The organism is Mycobacterium sp. IDUB_9 (assembly GCF_055419505.1).
In genome coordinates this window covers 92,756-111,936 of sequence record NZ_JBVAXU010000002.1, presented here as the reverse complement: position 1 = coordinate 111,936, position 19,181 = coordinate 92,756, and the positions used below count along the sequence as shown (strand labels likewise).

General features: G+C 66.5%; 16 protein-coding genes. 7 read left to right on the top strand and 9 right to left on the bottom strand.

Translation table 11 applies throughout. The features are described 5' to 3' along the window. Nucleotides 1-8 precede the first annotated feature (8 nt). Together ACZY08_RS09070 and ACZY08_RS09065 are read right to left on the bottom strand one after the other, a co-directional pair. Complete coding sequence (locus tag ACZY08_RS09070; RefSeq protein WP_463745146.1) at nucleotides 9-1,373, bottom strand: cytochrome P450; 1,365 nt, start codon at nucleotides 1,371-1,373, stop codon at nucleotides 9-11. Nucleotides 1,374-1,451: 78 nt separating this feature from the next. Then, nucleotides 1,452-1,664, bottom strand: a complete 213-nt coding sequence (locus tag ACZY08_RS09065; RefSeq protein ID WP_463745147.1) for a hypothetical protein — start codon at nucleotides 1,662-1,664, stop codon at nucleotides 1,452-1,454. 267 nt (nucleotides 1,665-1,931) lie between these two features. Here ACZY08_RS09065 and ACZY08_RS09060 point away from each other — a divergent pair, with 267 nt between their 5' ends. Then, the gene (locus ACZY08_RS09060) at nucleotides 1,932-2,597 is read left to right on the top strand and encodes a sensor domain-containing protein (protein ID WP_463745148.1); all 666 of its coding nucleotides are present in this window, start codon (nucleotides 1,932-1,934) and stop codon (nucleotides 2,595-2,597) included. Nucleotides 2,598-2,768: 171 nt separating this feature from the next. Here ACZY08_RS09060 and ACZY08_RS09055 read toward each other — a convergent pair whose 3' ends face one another. The 4 genes from ACZY08_RS09055 to ACZY08_RS09040 all read right to left on the bottom strand — a co-directional run bounded on the left by ACZY08_RS09055 (nucleotide 2,769) and on the right by ACZY08_RS09040 (nucleotide 7,626). After that, nucleotides 2,769-3,872: a fatty acid desaturase family protein gene (locus ACZY08_RS09055; RefSeq protein WP_463745310.1), complete on the bottom strand. Its 1,104-nt coding sequence runs from the start codon at nucleotides 3,870-3,872 to the stop codon at nucleotides 2,769-2,771. A 129-nt stretch (nucleotides 3,873-4,001) separates the two neighbouring features. Then, nucleotides 4,002-5,480: a glycoside hydrolase family 130 protein gene (locus ACZY08_RS09050; protein WP_463745149.1), complete on the bottom strand. Its 1,479-nt coding sequence runs from the start codon at nucleotides 5,478-5,480 to the stop codon at nucleotides 4,002-4,004. Beyond that, complete coding sequence (locus ACZY08_RS09045; protein WP_463745311.1) at nucleotides 5,477-6,454, bottom strand: glycosyltransferase; 978 nt, start codon at nucleotides 6,452-6,454, stop codon at nucleotides 5,477-5,479. The genes ACZY08_RS09050 and ACZY08_RS09045 overlap by 4 nt, the downstream gene beginning before the upstream one ends. A 38-nt stretch (nucleotides 6,455-6,492) precedes the next feature. After that, nucleotides 6,493-7,626 (bottom strand): glycosyltransferase, encoded by a 1,134-nt coding sequence (locus ACZY08_RS09040; protein WP_463745312.1) that lies wholly within the window; start codon nucleotides 7,624-7,626, stop codon nucleotides 6,493-6,495. 480 nt (nucleotides 7,627-8,106) lie between these two features. Between ACZY08_RS09040 and ACZY08_RS09035 the strand changes: the two genes are divergently transcribed. Further along, nucleotides 8,107-8,241 carry a hypothetical protein gene (locus tag ACZY08_RS09035; RefSeq protein ID WP_463745150.1) on the top strand — a complete coding sequence of 45 codons (135 nt, stop codon included), beginning with the start codon at nucleotides 8,107-8,109 and terminating at the stop codon, nucleotides 8,239-8,241. A gap of 69 nt (nucleotides 8,242-8,310) precedes the next feature. Here the strand turns inward: ACZY08_RS09035 and stpK7 are convergent, their stop codons facing one another. Next, nucleotides 8,311-10,119, bottom strand: coding sequence for a serine/threonine protein kinase StpK7 (gene stpK7, locus ACZY08_RS09030; RefSeq protein WP_463745151.1), 1,809 nt, complete (start codon nucleotides 10,117-10,119; stop codon nucleotides 8,311-8,313). 246 nt (nucleotides 10,120-10,365) lie between these two features. Here stpK7 and ACZY08_RS09025 point away from each other — a divergent pair, with 246 nt between their 5' ends. Next, nucleotides 10,366-12,741, top strand: a complete 2,376-nt coding sequence (locus ACZY08_RS09025; protein WP_463745152.1) for a flippase-like domain-containing protein — start codon at nucleotides 10,366-10,368, stop codon at nucleotides 12,739-12,741. 193 nt (nucleotides 12,742-12,934) lie between these two features. Continuing rightward, on the top strand, nucleotides 12,935-14,881 hold the full coding sequence (locus ACZY08_RS09020) for an SNF2-related protein (RefSeq protein ID WP_463745153.1): 1,947 nt from the start codon (nucleotides 12,935-12,937) through the stop codon (nucleotides 14,879-14,881). Here ACZY08_RS09020 and ACZY08_RS09015 read toward each other — a convergent pair. Beyond that, a complete protein-coding gene (locus ACZY08_RS09015; RefSeq protein WP_463745154.1) occupies nucleotides 14,865-16,025 on the bottom strand; it encodes a DUF7159 family protein in 1,161 nt (386 codons plus the stop codon). The genes ACZY08_RS09020 and ACZY08_RS09015 overlap by 17 nt on opposite strands. 145 nt (nucleotides 16,026-16,170) lie before the next feature. Here ACZY08_RS09015 and ACZY08_RS09010 point away from each other — a divergent pair, with 145 nt between their 5' ends. The 3 genes from ACZY08_RS09010 to ACZY08_RS09000 all read left to right on the top strand — a co-directional run bounded on the left by ACZY08_RS09010 (nucleotide 16,171) and on the right by ACZY08_RS09000 (nucleotide 18,173). Next, entirely contained in the window at nucleotides 16,171-16,623 is a 453-nt protein-coding gene (locus ACZY08_RS09010; RefSeq protein WP_463745155.1) for a hypothetical protein, read from the top strand. A gap of 95 nt (nucleotides 16,624-16,718) precedes the next feature. Next, entirely contained in the window at nucleotides 16,719-17,858 is a 1,140-nt protein-coding gene (locus ACZY08_RS09005) for an anion permease (protein WP_463745156.1), read from the top strand. Between the two features lie 15 nt (nucleotides 17,859-17,873). Continuing rightward, nucleotides 17,874-18,173, top strand: a complete 300-nt coding sequence (locus tag ACZY08_RS09000) for a hypothetical protein (RefSeq protein WP_463745157.1) — start codon at nucleotides 17,874-17,876, stop codon at nucleotides 18,171-18,173. Nucleotides 18,174-18,178: 5 nt separating this feature from the next. On the opposite strand, the gene ACZY08_RS08995 is transcribed toward ACZY08_RS09000, so the two are convergent. Continuing rightward, nucleotides 18,179-19,069, bottom strand: a complete 891-nt coding sequence (locus ACZY08_RS08995; protein WP_463745158.1) for a cutinase family protein — start codon at nucleotides 19,067-19,069, stop codon at nucleotides 18,179-18,181. Nucleotides 19,070-19,181: the final 112 nt, after the last annotated feature.

Genomic DNA, 19,181 nt, shown 5'->3' with positions numbered 1-19,181 from the left:
ACACCCGACTACCGGATCGGCTGACGCGAGGCCGCCTCGGCCCGGCGGTGATCCGCCTCAACCGTGGGCTCGTGGACGGCCCGCACACAGATCCGCGCCCCGCGGTGCGGTACCAGGGTGACGTGCTTGACCCGCTGCCGTTCGTCCGCGGCGGCCGTGGCGAAAAGGTCTACCCGACAGAGGATTTCGCGCAGCACCACCCGCAGCTCGACCATCGCGAACGTGGCTCCCAGACAGCGGCGATTGCCGCCGCCGAACGGGAACCACGTGGTGGGGCCCATCGTCACACCGAGCATGCGGTCCGGGTCGAACCGGTCGGCATCGGGATACACGTCGTCGCGTTCGTGCACCAGCCCGATGCCCGGGGCCACCATCACCCCGGCCGGCAGCCGGTAGCCGGCCACCTCCACCGGCTGCTTCAGTACCCGGCCCACGTCGAACACCACCGGCCGGATCCGCAGGGTTTCCTTGGCGACCGCGTCGAGGTACTCGTCGTCGCCGGTACGCGCGGCCTGCACCGCCTTGTCCAGCACCGCGGGGTGACGGGTCAACCGTTCGAGCGCCCACGACAACGCCGTCGCAGTCGTCTCATGCCCCGCGACCAGCAAGGTCATCAGCTGATCGCGCAGCTCACGGTCGGTCATGGTGTGCCCGCGCTCATCGGTGGAACGCACCAGCATTGCCAGCACATCGGTGCGGGACGCCAGCTCGGGGTCGGCGCGACGCTCGGCGATCTCGGCGCCCAGCAGCCGGTTGGCCTCCTCGATGTTTCGCCGCAGGGCCCGCCACGGGCGTCGCTCCAGCAAGCCCGGCCGGGCGACCGCCATCAACTCCCACGGACCCACCCTGAGCAGCCGCGGCATCACCTCACGCAACGCGGCCAGCCGCGCCGGATCCGACGCCCCGATCACGGTTCGGAGGATGACCTCCAGGGTGATCTCGGCCATCTTCGGCGCCGCCGGGAACGTGGTTCCCACCGGCCAACCCGCAAGGTTCGCGGCGGCGATCTCCGCCATGATCTCGGTCTGGCGGGCGACGGCGTCGCGGTGGAACGGCGGCAACATCTGCCTCCGGCGTTCGTGGTGTTCATCCTCGTCGACGACCAGCACCGAACTGTCGCCGAGCAGTGCACTGAGCACCGAATTCGCTTCTCCGGCATGAAAAATCTTCGGGTCCCCGGCGAACACCACCTTGATGTCGGCCGGGTCCGCCAGGTACACCATCGTGCCCATCGCCGCGACCCGCAACGTGAACACGTCGCCATAGCGTCGCCGGCAGGCCGATACGAAGCGCGGCCAGTAGTGCATCATCGCCGCAGCCTGCACCACCGGAGGTAACGGAGGCCCCGGCGGTAGTGACGCGGTACCGGCCATAACCCCACCATACGAGCCGCCGGCCGCCCGCCAAAGGCCCGGACGCCGGGTCGCGTCCGGGCCTTGCCTCCCCCAGGCCTACTTGGCGTGGTTGCGCTGGTGGTGGTGATGGGTCGAGGAGCCGGGCTGGGGCATGTTGTGCTGGTGGGGGAAGGCCTGATGCGAGCTGACCGACGGCCCGGCGTTCAGGGTGGCGGAATCGGCGTGAGCAGTGGCGGCGCCCAGGGCGATCAGCGCGGGAGCGGCGGCCAGGGTGAATCCTGCGGCGATGCGGCGGGCGATGGTGCTCATGTCGACTCCTTTGTCGGATAAGGCTTTTGGTGTTCTTTCCGGTGTGTTCCGGCGTTGAAACAAGAATGCGCCGATCCGGCCCGCGGCTGTATCGACCGACCGGCCCATGGACCGGACGAATCTCGTGTCCCCCGATCGGGGGACACGAGCTGGGCTGGTTCTGCGCCGTTTGCCACCAGAGGGACGGCAGTGGTCGGCCGATCGATTACCGTCCGGCATACCCCGCGATCACGTCTAGGATCAGCAAACAGATCCAAGGGGGACCTGATGAGCGCTCATCGCAACGCGGCAGCCGGCCTGGTGCTGTGCGCTGCCCTGCTCACCGGCTGCACCCCCACGGTCCCCGATTCCGGCGGCGCTCACGTCGACGTGCTGGGCAGCATGATGGCCAGTGAATCCGAGATCAACACCGTGATGAACGCCGAAGTCCGGCCGAAGACCGCGCTGCGTTCCCCCATGACGAACGCCAACTACGAGCCCGTCTCCCGCCCGGAATGCATGGTCGTCATCGGCAACGCGATGGACTGGATCTACCGCGCCAGCGATTATCGCGAGTTCCGCGAAACCCAACTCGCCGACGACGCCGATGACGTGGAGGTCGACCAGGCCATCGCCAGGTTCGACACCCCCAAGGCCGCCGAGGCCGTGGTGGCTCACACCGTCGACATCTGGCGCCGCTGCGGCAACGACACCCTGACCTTCAGCTACGACGGCGGCAAAACGCGGGACACCCGCCGGATGGCCGTTCCGACCGTGCTCGACGGTGTCGACATCACAAACGACGAACCGGTCGACGTCAACGACCGCATCACCCACCGCGCGATCCTTGCGGTCGACAACCTCGTCGTCGACCTGCGGATCAGCGGCTACGACATCACCGCCCAGCAGACGGTGCAGCTGGCCAAGATCATCGCCGGCCGCACCGCGCTCTAACCTGCTGCGCTACAAAGGATTACAACCGATCCGGCGGTAATGTTGACACGGACCCCACAACGGCGTGTACTGGAGGTTCAGGGCGCGCCACCCCATGATCGACAGCTTCTCCCTGTTCGACTGACTGCGGCACAGGGACTGCAGAAGTAGCGTTCCTTTTCGGGATCCCGGTCAAGTGGGTGGCGCCGCTCCGAGCAACGACCGCCACCCCGCATTGGGCAGTGCGAGTTTGAAAATCGTCCGCAGCGTCTGCAGGTACTGGCGGCTGAAACGACCGCTGGTGTAGGGCAGATCGTACTTCTCACACACGCCGCGCACCCGCACGCTGATCTCCGCCAGGCGGTTACTGGGCAGGTCCGGGAACAGGTGGTGCTCGATCTGGTAGCACAGGTTTCCACTGGAAAATGCCAGTACCGGGCCGGCTTTGAAGTTGGCCGCGCCCAGCATCTGCCGCAGGTACCACTCGCCGCGGCTCTCCTCTTGCAGCGTTTCCGGGCCGAACCTCTCCGCACCGTCAGGAAAATGCCCACAGAAGATCACCAGGTACGCCCAGAGATTGCGCAGCACATTCGCGCCCAGATTCGCGATCAGCGTCCGCTTCCAGCGCCGCCCACTCAACACTGGGAGGACGATGAAGTCCTTGGTGAGCTGGCGCCCGACCTTGGCGTGCAACGCCTGTCGCGCGGCTGCCTTGCCGGCTTCGGTGTCCGCCCGGTCCCTGGCGGAGTAGAAGTCATGTAGGGCGATCCCCCACTCGAAGATCATGGCCAACAACACATTTCGCAGTGGCTGCACAAGATGTTGAGGTTCCCACTGCTGGTCGCGGCTCATCCGGAGAATGCCGAAGCCGAGGTCGTCGTCCACGCCCAGCACGTTGCTGAACACATGATGGTGGTAATTGTGCGAATACCGCCACTGCGCCGACGGGCCTACCTGGTCCCACTCCCAGGTGCTGGAGTGGATCTCGGGATCGTTCATCCAATCCCACTGACCGTGGCCGACGTTATGTGCGAGTTCCATGTTCTCAACGGATTTGGCGTAGGCCAGCGTCGCCGTCCCGGCCAGCAGGCCGGCCTTCGACCTGGTGCCCGCGATCAGCAGCCGTGCGGCCACCTCGAGCCCGCGTTGGAACACGATGGCGCGTCGAATGTAGGCGGCATCCCGCGCACCGAGTGACTCCTCGATGTCGCTGCGGATGGTGTCGAGCTCGGCCGCGATCGCGTCGATGTCCGCGCGGCTCAGCTTCGAGTATGCCGCGATATCTCTGATAGTCAGTTTCCCGGTCCGTCTGTGTACGGCGGCATGGTCCGGGCCACCTGGGTGAGAGTACCTTCAGCCTAGGTGCGGATGTGGATCCATGCCACAGCGCCAGGTCGGGCCCTTGTGACCAGTGTCGATGCCGCGCTACCCACGCAGTGCGCCCAGCAGTTCAGGCAGCGGAACGGTGGCAATGCGGATTGCCGCGTCACCGACCCCGAACGGCAACACCAAGGTGTCGGCGTGCACAAGCGCACCACACGAGTACACAACGTTGGGCACATAACCGTCGAGTTCGTCGTCCTCCGCACTCAGCAGCGGTTCAGTGAGTCGACCGAGAATCCGGGTTGGATCATCCAGGTCGAGCAGGATGGCGCCGATCCGGTAGGTGCGCATCGGGCCGACGCCGTGAGTGAGCACCAGCCAGCCATCCTCCGTCTCGATGGGTGGACCGCAGTTTCCCAATTGGAGCGCCTCCCAGGGCTGCGTCGGCTGCTGACACGGCAACGAGCTCGTCCACACCGCCGGGTGGTCCGAAAAGGCGACAGTGTTCGATTCCCGGTCGGATCTCGACATGGCCGCGAAGCGTCCACGGATCCGGCGCGGAAACAGGGCAAGACCCTTGTTCGCGGCGGCCCGACCGACCATCGGCACCGAGTTGAACGACCCGAAATCGGTGGTCGAAAGGAGCTGCTGGCTGATCTGCGAGCCGCTGTACGCGGTGTAGGTCGCGTAGTACGTGACCGCGCCGTCGTCGTCGACGAAACGTACGAAACGCGCATCTTCCATCCCGGCGGCTTCGGCGCTCATGGCGGGCCACAGCACACGCTCGGAGAGTGCGGTATCGCGCGAGAATTCGATCCCGTACGCGCGGTCAGCGATCGCTCGGATCAAGGCAATCGTGGCCGGTGCATGCCGGCGGGTACTGCGGTGTCGCTGCAACTGCTCGAGCCGCTCATCCAGGTCGGCACGGGTGAACCGATCACCGAGCGCATCGAGCACATAGTCGGAAGCCTCGCCGCCACCGTGCAGAAAGGCCAGCTCGCTGCGGAACACATCCGCATCGAGGAGCCTCGGCACGGTTGCACCGACGGAGGCGAACGGGACCGGGCCGTCGACCACGACGCGGCCGGCATCATCTACGGTGCCGGTCCGGAAGCCGATCGATGACCGGTGCCCCTCCCCGATGCCCCGCACACTCATCACGAATCTCACACTGCCGGTGGCAGTTCCAGATTGATCTGGGTGCACGACGATGCTGGGGTTGCACAGTGCAGCACCCTCGATCGCGTACTCGTTGGTGAACACCGCTCCGAGCAACAACATTCGAGATTCCGACAGCGTCGAACCGGAAGCGAGCCGGTCGGCGAGTTCGGCGGCGTGGCGCCGAAACGTGCCGACAAGGCTGCGGTGACGACCACCGTGCCGGAGAACGACATCGTCCAACGCCGCCTGCACCTGGGCCTCGTCCAGATCCAGGATCCGCGCCAGAACCTTGCCCGCCCGGGATTCCTGATGTTCGAAACCCTCTTGGCCCGCCACGAACAACTGTGTGATCACCCGCGCAGGGTCAGCTCTCAACCACAGCGAACTGCGCGTGAGCATCACCGGCTGGATCGCCGTCATGGGGCGACATGGGAAAAGCGTTGCGCCTGCTGGAAAGTCGATAGCACCGCCAGTGTCGACTCGGCGCCCTGATTACGATTCACCCCGTCGGCGTGCAACCCGTCGAATCCGCCACCGGTCTCCGGATCCCACATCAGCTCGCCGACGTCGTTGGCACCCTGGAACCAGGCGGCAGCTGCCCGCACGGTTTCCGGCCAGATAGTGCTCGGATCGACAGCGGCGGCGCGGGCACACGCATCCGCCAGTGCGGCCACCTCGATCGGTTGCTGGTCAAATCCCGGTCGCGGATCGTCGACGCCCCAGCCGCCCGCAGGCGTGACCGACAGGTGATCGTCCGCCGTCTCGCGCTCGACCAGCCATGCCAGCAGGTCCAACCCCCGTTTGCACAGCGCAGAGTCGTCGATCGCGACGCCAGCGGCAATCATGGCTTCGGCGAGTACCGCATTGGCGTAGGTGAGTCTCGGTTCGGGCCATGGCCAGGCCGGGTTGCCGGTGGGCGCCGGGATACCTGCGACGTAGTCGGCGATGAGCGAGTGGGCGGCGCTGTGCCCGGGGTGGGCGGAGAGCAGCTCAACTGCTCCCAGCACGGCGAACGCCATTGCCCGTGGCCACACCGACCTCTGCTGCGCGGCACGCTCGAATTGGTTGACGGCCAGTTTGCGGACCATTCCGACTTCACTGTGCGCAGCTGCCGTCCCCAAGCCCCACAGGCAGCGCCCCCACGAGTCCTCCAGCGCCGGTTCGTCGACCCACGCGCCGCTGATGTCCATCCGGTTGCGGCAAGCGCCGGTGAGGGTCTGCGCCTCGTTGAGGAAGCGCATCGCCACACCAGCGAGACGGTTCAAGTCCCGGTCGGGGCCGGGTGCACGGGTCGCTACGATCAGCACCCGCGCCATATCGTCTGTGCAATAACCGTTTTCGCATCTCGGTTCCGCCAGTCGGGCATGTTCGAAGGTGCCACTGCCGTCCGTCATCCGCAACAGGTGGTCGAATCGGGGAATCGGCGGGGCGGTCACTGCAGTTCCGACCGCTCGGCGAGAATCTTCCGCGCCGTCGACTGGTACGCATTGGCGACGACAGACCACGACATCATCGGCGCCAACCGACGCGCTTCGGCCGCCATCGCGCCGGCGAGGCGCGGTTGGGTGAGCACCCTGCGCAAAGCAGACGTGAGCGCCTCCGGATTCTCATGATCGACCACGATGCCCGCCCCACTCCCGAGCAGCTCGACGGCATGAGGAAAGGCGGTAGCGACAACAGGCCGCCCATGGGCGACTGCGTCGACCAACACCCCGGAGGTGACCTGCTCTGTCGAGTCGTAGGGCAGCACCACCACGGCCGCGGCGCGGACCAGCGCAGTCAACGACGTCCCGTCGACGTAACCGGAATCGAAGTGCACTGCGTCGGAGAGGCCACTCGACCGCGCCTTCTCGACGCAGAAGTCGCGGTAGTCCTCTCCATCTGCGGCGAGCACCTTCGGATGCGTCCGGCCGGCTACCAGATACCGTGGCCGGCCGTTGAGCTGATGGAGGTCACCCATTGCGTCGATGACGCGCTCGATGCCTTTTCCCGGCCCGAGCAAACCCCAGGTCAGCAGGGTGGGTCTGCCGGCGCGCTTGGTCTGCGCGTGTACCGGGACCATCGCACCATGCGGGATTGTGGTGACTTTTCTGCGTTCGACATGGAAGCCGAGACACAGTCGCCGATGCGCCGACTCGGACATGACCACGACCTGGTCGGCCAGCGCCGCGACCATCTCCAGCACTGAACGCTGTTGGGGTGTCGGATCTTTGGGGACGGTGTGCAGCACGACGATCGACGGGACATCGAGGTCACCGATGATGTCGACAACCTCGTCACCGTCAGAACCGCCGTAGATCCCGTACTCGTGCTGGATAACGGCGACGTCGTTCTGGTTGAGCAGATCCGAACTGGCCGCGACAGATGCCGCAGATCCGTTGACGAGCTCTCCGACGACCCGGCCGTCGCCAGACGACGAACCATCGGAGATCCGAACAACACTCACATCCGCACCGGTCGCCGCCAAACCGCCTGCGAGCGCTGCACTGAATGTCGCCAGACCACAAGGAGTCGGAGGGTACGTGCTGAGTATCCCAACCCTCAGAGAATCGGGACGGGTGCGCACCGACGAAGGGCCGGTCGGTAGGTGCAGAACAGATGCAGCACTCAAGATGTAGCCGACATCATTTGGGCGCGAAGCACTTCCATCGGTTTCACAGCCGCGACGGAAACATCCGAATCCTCAGCGCCTTCCGGCGTCGACGGTCCCATCTCTGCATGGTTGCCGATTACCCTCGGCTCGGTGATGTGCGTAATGATTGCCCTCGCTTCGGCTCGCGGCCGACCTCTCGGGCTGCTCCGAGCACGTCAAGACCGACGTGTTTGAACTGAACCGAATTTCGCGATATCGCAAGAAAACTGAATGCTCTCTGCTAGCGCATGGATCGATTGTGCCTGGTGGCGGGATCCGGGCCAGAACACCAGTCAACGCTGCACCCCAGGCAATGTCAACCGCGCCGACCTGTGCTGCTGCGCATAACCGGTCGTATGCGTAGGGTTCATGGAACCGGGACCGACACAGGCCCCCACATTCAAAGGGGCCGACATGGCCGACAAATCGCCGCGACAAAGCCTGGCCAAGAAGTCCGGCAAATCCCTCAAAGAAAAACGCGCTGTAAAGCGCGCAAAATCCGGCGATACGCCGTCAACGGACGACGTTCTGCATTCCAAGAAGCGTTAGGGCTCGACCCGGTAACCGGCATCGCCGGTTACCGGCTTCAACCGTGACCAGCGTCAACGGCGAAAACCCTTACTGGAACGCCCCGTTGATCACCGGCTGGGTGATCATCCCCTTCTCCACACCCCACATGGTGGCGATGGTGCGGTACTCGCCGGTGTCCATCACGTGCTCGAGCGCCAACCGCAACGACTCGGCCAGACCGGAGCCCTTGGCCACCGGCCAGCCGTAGGGCGCCGAGTCGAAAACTTCGCCGGCGGGTTCCAACGCGCCGCCACTGAGTTTGATCGCGAACCCGGTGACAGGCGAGTCGGCGGTCATGGCGTCCACCTCACCGGCGATCAGCGCGGCCGTCACCTCGTCCTGATGGGTGCGCACCACCTTCTCGATGGGCGGCAACCCAGCTGCGACGCACGCATCCGATTTGGCCGGGATCTCCTGGGTCTCCTGAATCGTGCTGTACTTCACGCCGACTCGCAGTCCGCACGAGGAACCCGGATCGGCCGATGAGCCGGGCCGCCGCGCCCACAGCGTGCCCGCCTCGAAGTAGGTGACGAAATCTGCCTGCTGCTCGCGCTCGGCGGTATCGGTGATCGAGGACATGCCGATGTTGAAATTGCCGTCGGCCACCGAGGGCAGGATCCCCTCGAAACCGGTCTCGCGGAAGTCGGGCACCAATCCCATGGTGCGAGTCACGGCCTTCATCAGATCGATGTCGAACCCGACGATCTCTCCGCTGGAATTCTTGAACTCGTTGGGCGCGTAGGGCACGTTCACCCCGATCACCAGACGGCCGGAGTCGCGGATCTCGCCGGGCACCGTCTTCGCGATGTCGTCCACCGCGCCCGTCGGCGCATGCACCGGGCCGGACCCAGCTGAACCGGCCACATTGGCGACCCGGCCCGAACCGCTGTCGCGCAGCTGCCACACCCCCACCGCGCACAGCGCCGCCACCACCACCGTCGCGCCAACGATCGCGGCCACCTTCTTGGACACCCGCACGCGGGTGGGAACGCGTTGCGCCGAATGCCGCCCCGAGCGGGCCGACGCGCGCACCGGCACAGGAAATGCTGTGAGCGCGTCCCGCGCCGCCGCCGCCAGGTCCCCCGCACTTTGATAGCGCTTGGACGGCTTCTTGGCCATGCCCTTGGCGATCACGTCGTCGAAGGCCGCCAGCCGCGGGTCCTTCTCGGAGGCCCGCGGGGGCGCTGACACCATGTGACCGGCGATCTGCTGTTCGAGACTGTCGGACGGATACGGCCGTTCGCCGGTGAGGCATTCGTAGAGCACACACGCCAGCGCGTAGATGTCCGACCGCGGATCGACCTTGCCCGCGTCGAACCGCTCCGGCGCCATATAGGCCAGCGTGCCCAGGGTGCTGCCCGCAGTCGTCATGCCCGAATCCCCCGCGGTGCGGGCCAGGCCGAAATCGATCAGGTACACGAAATCGTTGTGGGCGATCAGGATGTTCGACGGCTTGACGTCGCGATGGGTCAACCCGGCCTGATGCGCGCTGTCGAGCGCCTCGGCGACCTGCTCGATGATGCCCACCACGAAGGACGGGTCCAGAGGCTTGCCGGTCTTGGTGAGCATGGCGCCGAGGTTGCGGCCCTCGATCAACCGCATGTCCAGATAGAGCCGGCCGTCGATCTCGCCGTAACCGTGGATGGGCACCACATGCGGATTGCTCACCCCCGCCGCGGCGTGCGACTCGCGGCGGAACCGTTCCTGGAACGTCGAATCCTGCGCCAGGTGCGGCGGTAGGACCTTGAGCGCGACAATCCGGTCGGTGTCGGAATCGTAGGCCTGGTAAACCTCGCCCATCCCGCCCCGACCGATCAGCTTCTGCAGCTGATAGTGCCCGAATGGGGTTGAATCCACCGTTCAACTCCTCCGGAGCGGCCATTTCGGCGTCGGCATGTCGATCGAAGTTACATCACGTTGCTCGCATATGTCGGTCCGGATCACATCAGGCGAGCAAAAATTGTCGCCCGCGGTGACGGATGAGACCGATGTGAATTCGTAACGGTTCAGATCGCCACCAAATGCCGATATCGGCATCCGATCCCGCTACCTTGGTCGCGGGCTTCGATAGCGCGTCTCGATAACGGGCCGGAAAGGGGGAACATGCGCGTTGACGGACGGGACATCACCGTCACCGGCAGCCTCCTGCAACCGCCGACCCGTCGCACCAACGACATCCTGCGCCTGACACTGGCCGCGATCTTCCTGGCCACCGTCATCACCAGCTCACTGATCACCCGCTACGAATGGGTGGCGCTGGAGAAGTCGATCTCCGAGATCGTCGGCGTGCTGACCCCTACCCAGTCCAATCTGGTTTATCTGGCCTACGGCGTCGCGATCCTGGCCCTGCCGTTCGTCATCCTGGTCAGCCTGATCCTGGGCCGGCAGTGGAAACTGCTGGGCGCCTACGCGGCCGCCGCCCTGATCACCATGCTTTCGCTGTCGATCACCGCCAACGGCATCGCCGCCCCCAGATGGCATTTCGATCTCTCCGACCGGCTCGACTCACAGCTGTCGCAGTTCCTCGACGACCCGCGCTGGATCGGCATGCTCGCCGCCGTGCTCACGGTCTCCGGGCCATGGCTGTCCCGCCGGCTGCGGCGCTGGTGGTGGACGCTGCTGCTGGCGTTCGTGCCCATCCACCTCGTGGTCAGCGCCGTGGTGCCGGCCCGCTCACTGCTCGGTCTGGCCGCGGGCTGGTTCGTCGGCGCCCTCGTGGTGTGGATCGTCGGCACGCCGGCCCTGGAAGTCCCGCTCGACGGCGCGGTGCGCGCCCTGGCCCGGCGCGGCTTCGTCGTCTCGGCGTTCACCGTGGTGCGCCCGGCCGGCGCCGGCCCGCTCATGCTCGACGCGGCTTCCCAAGATCCGGACTCCAGCGCCGTCATCGAGCTCTACGGCCCCAACCAACAGAGCGGCGGCGCCGTACGTCAGGTGTGGCGAAAGCTGCGCCTGCGCTCCAACGAGACCGCACCCCTGCAGACCTCGATGCGCCGCGCCGTCGAGCACCGGGCACTGATGGCCATCGCCATCGGCGACCTGGGTCTGGCCAGCACCTCGACCATGTCGGTGGCCGCCCTCGACCGCGGCTGGACGCTGTATGCCCACAACCGCAAACGCGGTGTCCAGTTGGACCAGTGCACCGACGAGACCACCGTCGGGCGAGTGTGGAACGCGCTGCGCACCCTGCACGACCACCAGATCTCCCACGGCGACCTGCGCAGCAAGGAGATCACCGTCGACGACAGCGCGGTGCTGTTCGGCGGGTTCGGCAGCGCCGAATACGGTGCCACCGACGCCCAATTGCAATCCGACATCGCGCAACTGCTCGTCACCACCACGGCGCTGTACGACCCGAAGTCCGCAGTAGCGGCGGCAATCGAGGCGTTCGGTCGTGACGCCGTGCTGACCGCGTCGCGGCGGCTGACCAAGGCCGCGGTACCGACGCGGGTCCGCGACGCCGTCCCCGACGCCAAGGCCGTGATGGCCGCCGCCCGCGACGAGGTGAAACGCCAGACCGGTGCCGACCAGATCCAGGCCGAGACGATCACCAGGTTCACCCGAACCCAGGTGATCCAGCTGGTGTTGTTGGGGGCCCTGGTCTACGTGGCGTACCCGTTCATCAGCACCGTGCCGACGTTCTTCTCCGAACTGCGCACTGTGAACTGGTCGTGGGCCACGCTGGGGCTGACCGTCTCAGCGCTGACGTATGTGGGTGCGGCGGCCGCACTTTGGGCATGTGCCGACGGGCTGGTGAGTTTCCGCAATCTGTCGATCATGCAGGTGGCCAACACCTTTGCCGCCACCACCACACCCGCGGGCGTCGGCGGCCTGGCCCTGAGCACGCGGTTCCTGCAGAAAGGCGGACTGAGCACGACGCGCGCCACCGCCGCCGTGGCATTGCAACAGTCGGTGCAGGTGATCGTGCACGTGATCCTGCTGATCCTGTTCAGCACCGCGGCCGGAGCCTCGGCCGACCTGTCACACTTCGTGCCGAGTTCCACGATCCTCTACCTCATTGCCGGGCTCGCCCTCGGACTCATCGGCGCGTTCCTGGCCGTCCCCAAGCTACGGCGCTGGCTCGCGTCCTCGGTGCGGCCCAAACTCGAAGAGGTCACCGCCGACCTGGTCAAACTGGCCCGCGAACCTCAACGGCTGGCACTGATCGTGCTGGGGGCGGCGGGCACCACTCTCGGTGCGGCCCTGGCACTCTGGGCCAGCGTCGAGGCGTTCGGCGGAACCACCTCATTCGTCACCGTCACGGTCGTGACGATGGTCGGCGGCACCCTGGCCTCAGCGGCCCCCACCCCCGGCGGTGTCGGCGCGGTCGAGGCGGCCCTGATCGGTGGTCTGGCGGCATTCGGGGTGCCTGCCGGGATCGCGGTGCCCGCGGTGCTGCTCTACCGGGTGCTGACCTGCTGGCTGCCGGTGTTCATCGGCTGGCCGGTGATGCGCTGGCTGACGAAGAACGAGATGATCTGACGGCTCTGGGTCCTGGCACCTGTTGAGGAACGCTGTGGCGAGCGTGCAGGTTTTTCTTCAGATTGCGACTGTCGGCGGGATAACCTGCACGCTCGCCACAGGGGCTGGCGGAATGGTCTATCGGGTCCAGAGCTGTCGCAGCGGGCGAATCCGTGCACCCGGGCACAGTCCGACAGTGCAATGATGATTTGTCATGGACAGCGCCGACCCCGCCGAGCTGATCCGCCAAGCCGATGCGGCGCTCGCCCGCATTGGCAAACTTCGTGCCGACATCGCCGACCGCATCCATGCGAGCACCGACGAGGTGGTGACCCGGACGCTGCAGGCCGCACCGCTGGAGCACCTGCGCCCGTATCTGGCACGCGGCGCCCGCCTCGGTGGGCTGGCCAATTCGGAATATCGCACGGTCGCCGACATCCACACCGTGCCCGCCCGGCTGTTGACGCAGGTGCCCGGTGTCGACATCGAGGCTGCGCAATCCGTCCAGGCCGCGGCCCAGGCCATGGCCGACCACATCCGCACCACCACCCGCCCCCCGCTACGCAAAGAAGACACCGAGCTACTGACCTCGTTGCTGACGTTGGTTCACGCCGATACACCGGTCAAACAGTTACGCAGGCTGATGCCACGGCTGCGCAGCCATACCGCCTCCGATCAGCTGCGGGAATCGGTCGGAGAGCTGCTCGTCCGGATCGAGGAGGTCCACCACCCCCACGGGGACCCGTGGGCTTCATACCGCGCCGACCCGCGTCCGATCGACCAGGTGCTGAGTGAATTTGCCTCCGGGACAACCGATGTGGATGCGGCGCAGGGTTTCGTGGGGACGGAGGTGGCCGAGCAGGTCGAGAAGACCGTGCTGAACCGCGCACTGCTGCGGACGGAATTGCGCGGGTACCAGGAGTTCGGCACCCGCTATGCGGTGACGCGCGAACGGGTTCTGCTGTGCGACGACCTGGGGCTCGGCAAAACCCTGCAGGCACTGGCGGTCGCCGCGCACCTGGCTGCCGCCGAACAGCTGCGCCACACCCTGGTGGTCTGCCAGCCCAACACCGGAATCCATTGGGCCGCAGAAACAGCCAAGCACACCGCGTTACGGGCGATCGAAATCCGCGGCAGCCAACGCGACGCCCGCCTTGAGAATTGGAAGACCTCCGGCGGCGTGGCCATCGTCTCCTACGACACCTTGCAGCGCATCAAGCTGCCCGAACGCCCCAGCCTGGTCATCGTCGACGAGGCGCACCTGCTGCGCGACCCGAAATCGGACCGGGCCCGCGCCGTCCGCAACGTGTTGACCTCCGACAACCGTGTGCTGTTCCTGTCCGGCGTGGCGATGCACCAACGGATCGGCGGTTTCCGCCACCTCGCCGATTTCCTGCAGCCCGATGTCGCGGGCAAGGTGGCACCGAACGCGGGCGACCGCGGATCGATCGCATTCCGCCGCGCGGTGGACCGGGTATACCTGCGACGCGACTACCGCGATGTGGTCGACGAGCTGCCGGCGCGGATCGCCACCGAAGAATGGGTGCGGACCAGCCGGGCCGACCGCGAGCGCTACCGCCAAGCCGTCACCAGCGGCAACTTCAGCGCGATCCGGCAGGGCGCCTGGCCGTCCGGTTCACCGTCGCCGGGCGCCAAACTGGACCGACTCCTCGAGCTCACCAACGAGGCCCACATCAACGGGGCCAGGGTGGTGGTGTTCTCTCACTTCCCCGCTGTGCTCGAGGTGATTCGGAAAGCCTTGCCGGGAAACGTCTTCGGGACAGTCGATGCGTCAGTTCCCGATCAGCAGGCCGTCGTCGACGCATTCGCCACCGACCGCGGCCCGGCCACCCTGCTGGCCCACATCGGTGCCGGCGAGCTGGACCTGCGCCGGCTGAACGCCCCGGTCGTGTTCATCATCGCCGAACCCCAATGGCTGCCGCGCACCGAACGGCGGGTGATCGGACGCACCCAGCGGCTCAGCGAACTGCACACCGTGCGGGTCTACCGACTGCTGGCCAAGGGCACCGTCGACGAGCCGATCCGCCGCCTGGCCCAGCATCCCGACCAGACTCCCCCGCATCAGGACGAGGTGGTGCGCGCCGAGCAGGCCCGGCTCGCCCGGTCCGGGCTCACCGCCAAGTTCAGTGGAAACGGTTGATGATCGGGATGCGCTCGATGATCCGGTCCCGCAGCCGCGGCTGCGGATAGGTCACCGGCGGCGGCACGTACGGCGGAGGGCTGTACACCGGGGCCGGCGGTGGCGCATAGACGGGAGTGGGCGCGGGCGGAACGTAGGCGGGCGCAGGTGCCGGTGCCGGTGCGGCAGCGGGCGGCTGGTGTGCCGGCGGGCTTCCCGCCTCGACCGCCTGTGCCGGCGGCGGGGCCTCGGGTGTATGCGGCGGAGCCGCCGGTGCGGGCTTGGCCGCAGCCTTCTCCGCCGGCTTCTGTACCGGCTTTTGCACCGGCTTCGGGGCCGGGCCGGCCTCGGGGGCCGACTCGTGGAGACTCTTGGCCTGCGCGGTCTCCGATACCGCTCCGGGATGCAGATGCAGCCCGATCACCGCCGAGGTCGCGACGACGAGCGTCACCAACGCACCACCCACCACCGACGCCAGCGCGCCGACCTTGGTCCAGTGCACACCTTTGGCAGGCGCCGCAGCGGTATTCACCGCGAGTGCCGCGGCCAGGCCCGCACCTCGCGCGAACGCCAGGTCGGCCTCATTGGCGGTGATGACCGCTGCCGGGATGGACTCGGCCAGATCGGCCACGATCGGGCCGTGCGCATCGGAGCCCAGGACGAACATCGCGCTGATCGGCCGACCGGTGAGGGCCAGGAGCCCGGCAATGTCGGCGACGAACGTGTCGGAACGATCGATGCGGTCGGCGCTGACGTCGTCGGGCGTCACGATCGCCACCACCGCGGCGTCGGGTTCGACGAGACAGACCGCGATGTCGTCGTGCTCGGTGATCTCGGCGATGCCACTGGCCAACATGCCGGCCGCCTCGATCTCGGACACTGCGAAAACATTTCCGTAGCCGCGGGTATCGAGCGACTGCATGATGTGGCCGGCCAACGGCGCAGCGTCATTCGTCCAGGTCACGCCGATGGCGTGAATGCGGTGTCCGCCCTCGAGTTCGGTGTCGTCCACCAAGCCGCGCAGCAGGCCGTCGGGGTCATAACTGGCGGCGTCGTCGAGGGAGATCGCGCCGCGGTCGACGGGACGCCCCTCGCCCGTCGTGCCTTCGACAAGTACCCACCGAACGGCTCTCGAAGTCATCGCGAGGCCGAGCACGAGATCCATACCGATCCCCCGATCTGCCTAGTCAGTCATTACTCAGGTTACCGGTGTGACGCCGCTTACACGTGGGTGCGGCGATCTACGCGCAAACTCTCCTGCCCGGCAACGCACCACACCAGAACGGTTGCACCCCATAAGCTCGCTGCATATGAGGTACATCGCCGCCGTCCTGGCCACCACCTCCGTGCTCGCCGGTTGCGCTGTCGCGGGCAAGCCGATCGCGGCCCCGGTGACCGATGAGTGGCGGCAGGCCGTCATCGACGCCGTCGCCGGCCTGGGCACGCAGTTGGGTCCGATCGCCAATGCGATGGTGACCCCGGGCCGCATGACCAACTACGGCGCACTGCACAACGCATGCAGCGACCTACGCACGTACGTCGACTCGGTCCAGCCCAAGGTCCTCCCCGGGCCCGACGTCTCGGTCAACACCGCCTTGCAGGAGGGCTTCGACGGCTTCCGCAGCATGGCCGACCAGTGTGTGGAGTTGACACCGGCTAACAGTTCCGCCCGGCTGACGAAGTTGGGCGCCACGATGGACGAGGCTCACCTGCACATCAACGACGGACTCAAACGTCTCGGGGTCGACATCCCGAAACGCTGAGCCGGCCGGAGTTCCACCTAGGGCCCGCTGACGTGACCGAGAACTCAGCCAGTTAATTAGGTATTCGTAGCGATCGTGTTCAAGAATTGTTTACCGTGTCGTTACAGTTTCTCCTGCTGTGCATCGTCGTATTCACCGCATTGATGTTCGACTTCACCAACGGCTTTCACGACACCGGCAATGCGATGGCGACGTCGATCGCCAGCGGAGCACTCAAACCACGCACCGCTGTAGCACTGTCCGCCCTGCTGAACCTCGTCGGCGCTTTTCTGTCCACGGCCGTGGCGGCCACGATCGCCAAGGGTCTGGTCGATGCCGATCTGGTATCCCTCGAGCTGGTGTTCGCCGGACTCGTCGGCAGCATCCTGTGGAACCTGTTCACCTGGCTGCTGGGCATTCCGTCCAGCTCGTCACACGCACTCATCGGCGGCATCGTCGGCGCGATGATCGCCGCCGCAGGTGGCCACGGCGTGATCTGGCATGGGGTGGTCTCGACTGTCATCGTGCCCGCGGTGCTCTCGCCGCTGATCGCCGGCTTGGTGGCCTGCATCGCCAGCTGGCTTGTCTACCGGTTGATCCGCGGCCTGCCCAAGGACCGCACGATCGCCGCGTTCCGTTACGGCCAGATCGGCTCGGCCTCCCTGATCTCACTGGCGCACGGCACCAACGACGCCCAGAAGACGATGGGCATCATCTTTCTCGCCCTGATCTCCTACGGCGCGGTCGACGAGTCCGCGACCATGCCGCCGTTCTGGGTGATCGGCGCCTGCGCCGTCGCCATCGCCCTCGGCACCCTCTCGGGTGGTTGGCGCGTCATCCGCACCCTCGGCAAGGGCCTGGTCGACACCGAAGCTCCCCAGGGTATGGCCGCTGAAGTCTCCTCGGCGGCAACCATCCTGCTGTCCAGCCACTTCGGCTACTCACTGTCCACGACACACGTCGCCACCGGATCGATCCTGGGCAGTGGGCTGGGCCGGCGCACCGAGGTGCGCTGGGGCGTCGCCCGCAACATGGCCACCGCCTGGTTGATCACGCTGCCGGCCGCCGGGCTGGTCGGTGCGCTGACCTACTTCCTGGTGCACGGTATCGGCGGCTTTGCCGGGCCGCTGGTCGGATTCGTGGCCCTGATCGCCTCGACGGTGCCCATCTGGCTCAAGTCACGCAAACCGCCGATCGACCACAAGAACGTCAACGATGCGTGGCAGGGCAGCCTCACCGCGGTCGAGGGCAAGTAGGGACGGGGCAATCACATGAACGACTGGATCAACCTCGTGGCCGTCGGCAAGATCCTGCTCTTCGGCCTGGCAGTGGGCGCTTCGGTGCCCACCCTGTTCGCGATCGGCGTCCGGCTCCACATCGCGGGCGACATCGCAGGTGCCACCGCCGAGGGCTCCTCAGCTGTGGGCCGTCGCCGCCTGCTGGTGGGGCTCAGCTGGGTGATGTTCGCGTTGGTGCTGGTCGTGGTGGCTGCCGGCGTGCTGTACATCGCGAACAATTTCATCGGCCATCACACCGGCGTCTACCTGTTCGGCGACAACGCACACCACTAGGCCGGCTATACCGGGGCGATAGGCGGCGGCGCGGGCGCAGGCGCGACGGGCGCAGCCGGGCTCGGTGCAGCGGGACTCGGTGCTGCGGGACTCTGAGCAGGGGCCGGACCGGGAAGGTTCTGGGGCGCCGGGCCCATGTGTTGGGCGGGTTGCGGAGACTGTGCGGGCTGGGCCGACGGCACCCGCGACGGCTGCGATGGCCCTGTACCGACCAGCGTGGCCGGCGGCGCCGGCTGAGTTGCCTCCCGCGCCCAGTCGTCCTGCAGCTTGCTCGCCGCGAACGCTGCCCCCTGGTTCACCAGACCGGCCTCCGCGTACTGGGTATGGATACCGAAGCTCCTGCCCTGCGGGTCGCACACCAGATCGTTGTCGACGCAGAGGTCGATGGCTTTGGCGGTGTAGCCCGGTCCGACGACAACCGAGGGGTTGTTGATCACCTTCATGAATCGCGGTGACGGTTTCCCGAACAACGCGACGGCTGCCACATGGTCAGCGACATCGGGCGGCATGGGTGACGGTACGTCTGCCGCGGTAACCCCGTCAGGCACAACGCTGGCCGTCACGAAGCCGATGACCGCCGCACCTTGAGAGAACCCGCCCAGCACCATCTTGGTGTCAGGACAGTTGGCCGCGGTGGTCATGATGCGCGCCCGCGCGTCGGCGATGCCCTGGACCGCCGTCGGGAAGTCAGTGGTGGCCGGGTAATCGACGGGATAGACCTCCACCGATTTCGCGCCGACATTGGCACGCAATGAGTTAACGAATGCCTCGCCGGTATCGCCTACTCCAGGCGCTTCCATGGTGCCGCGGGCGAATATCACCTCGGCATCCGGACACGGTGCCGCATTGGCGGACGGCATCGCCATATTGCTCATCACGGAAGCCGCCCCCGCCATGACGGCAACTAAACCGGCACTTCCGAACTTTCCCACTAATTCACTGTGGCACAGCACCGCTATAAGCGCGCTCCGAGAATATGAAGCATAGAGTTCCCTCAAGAACCAAAGA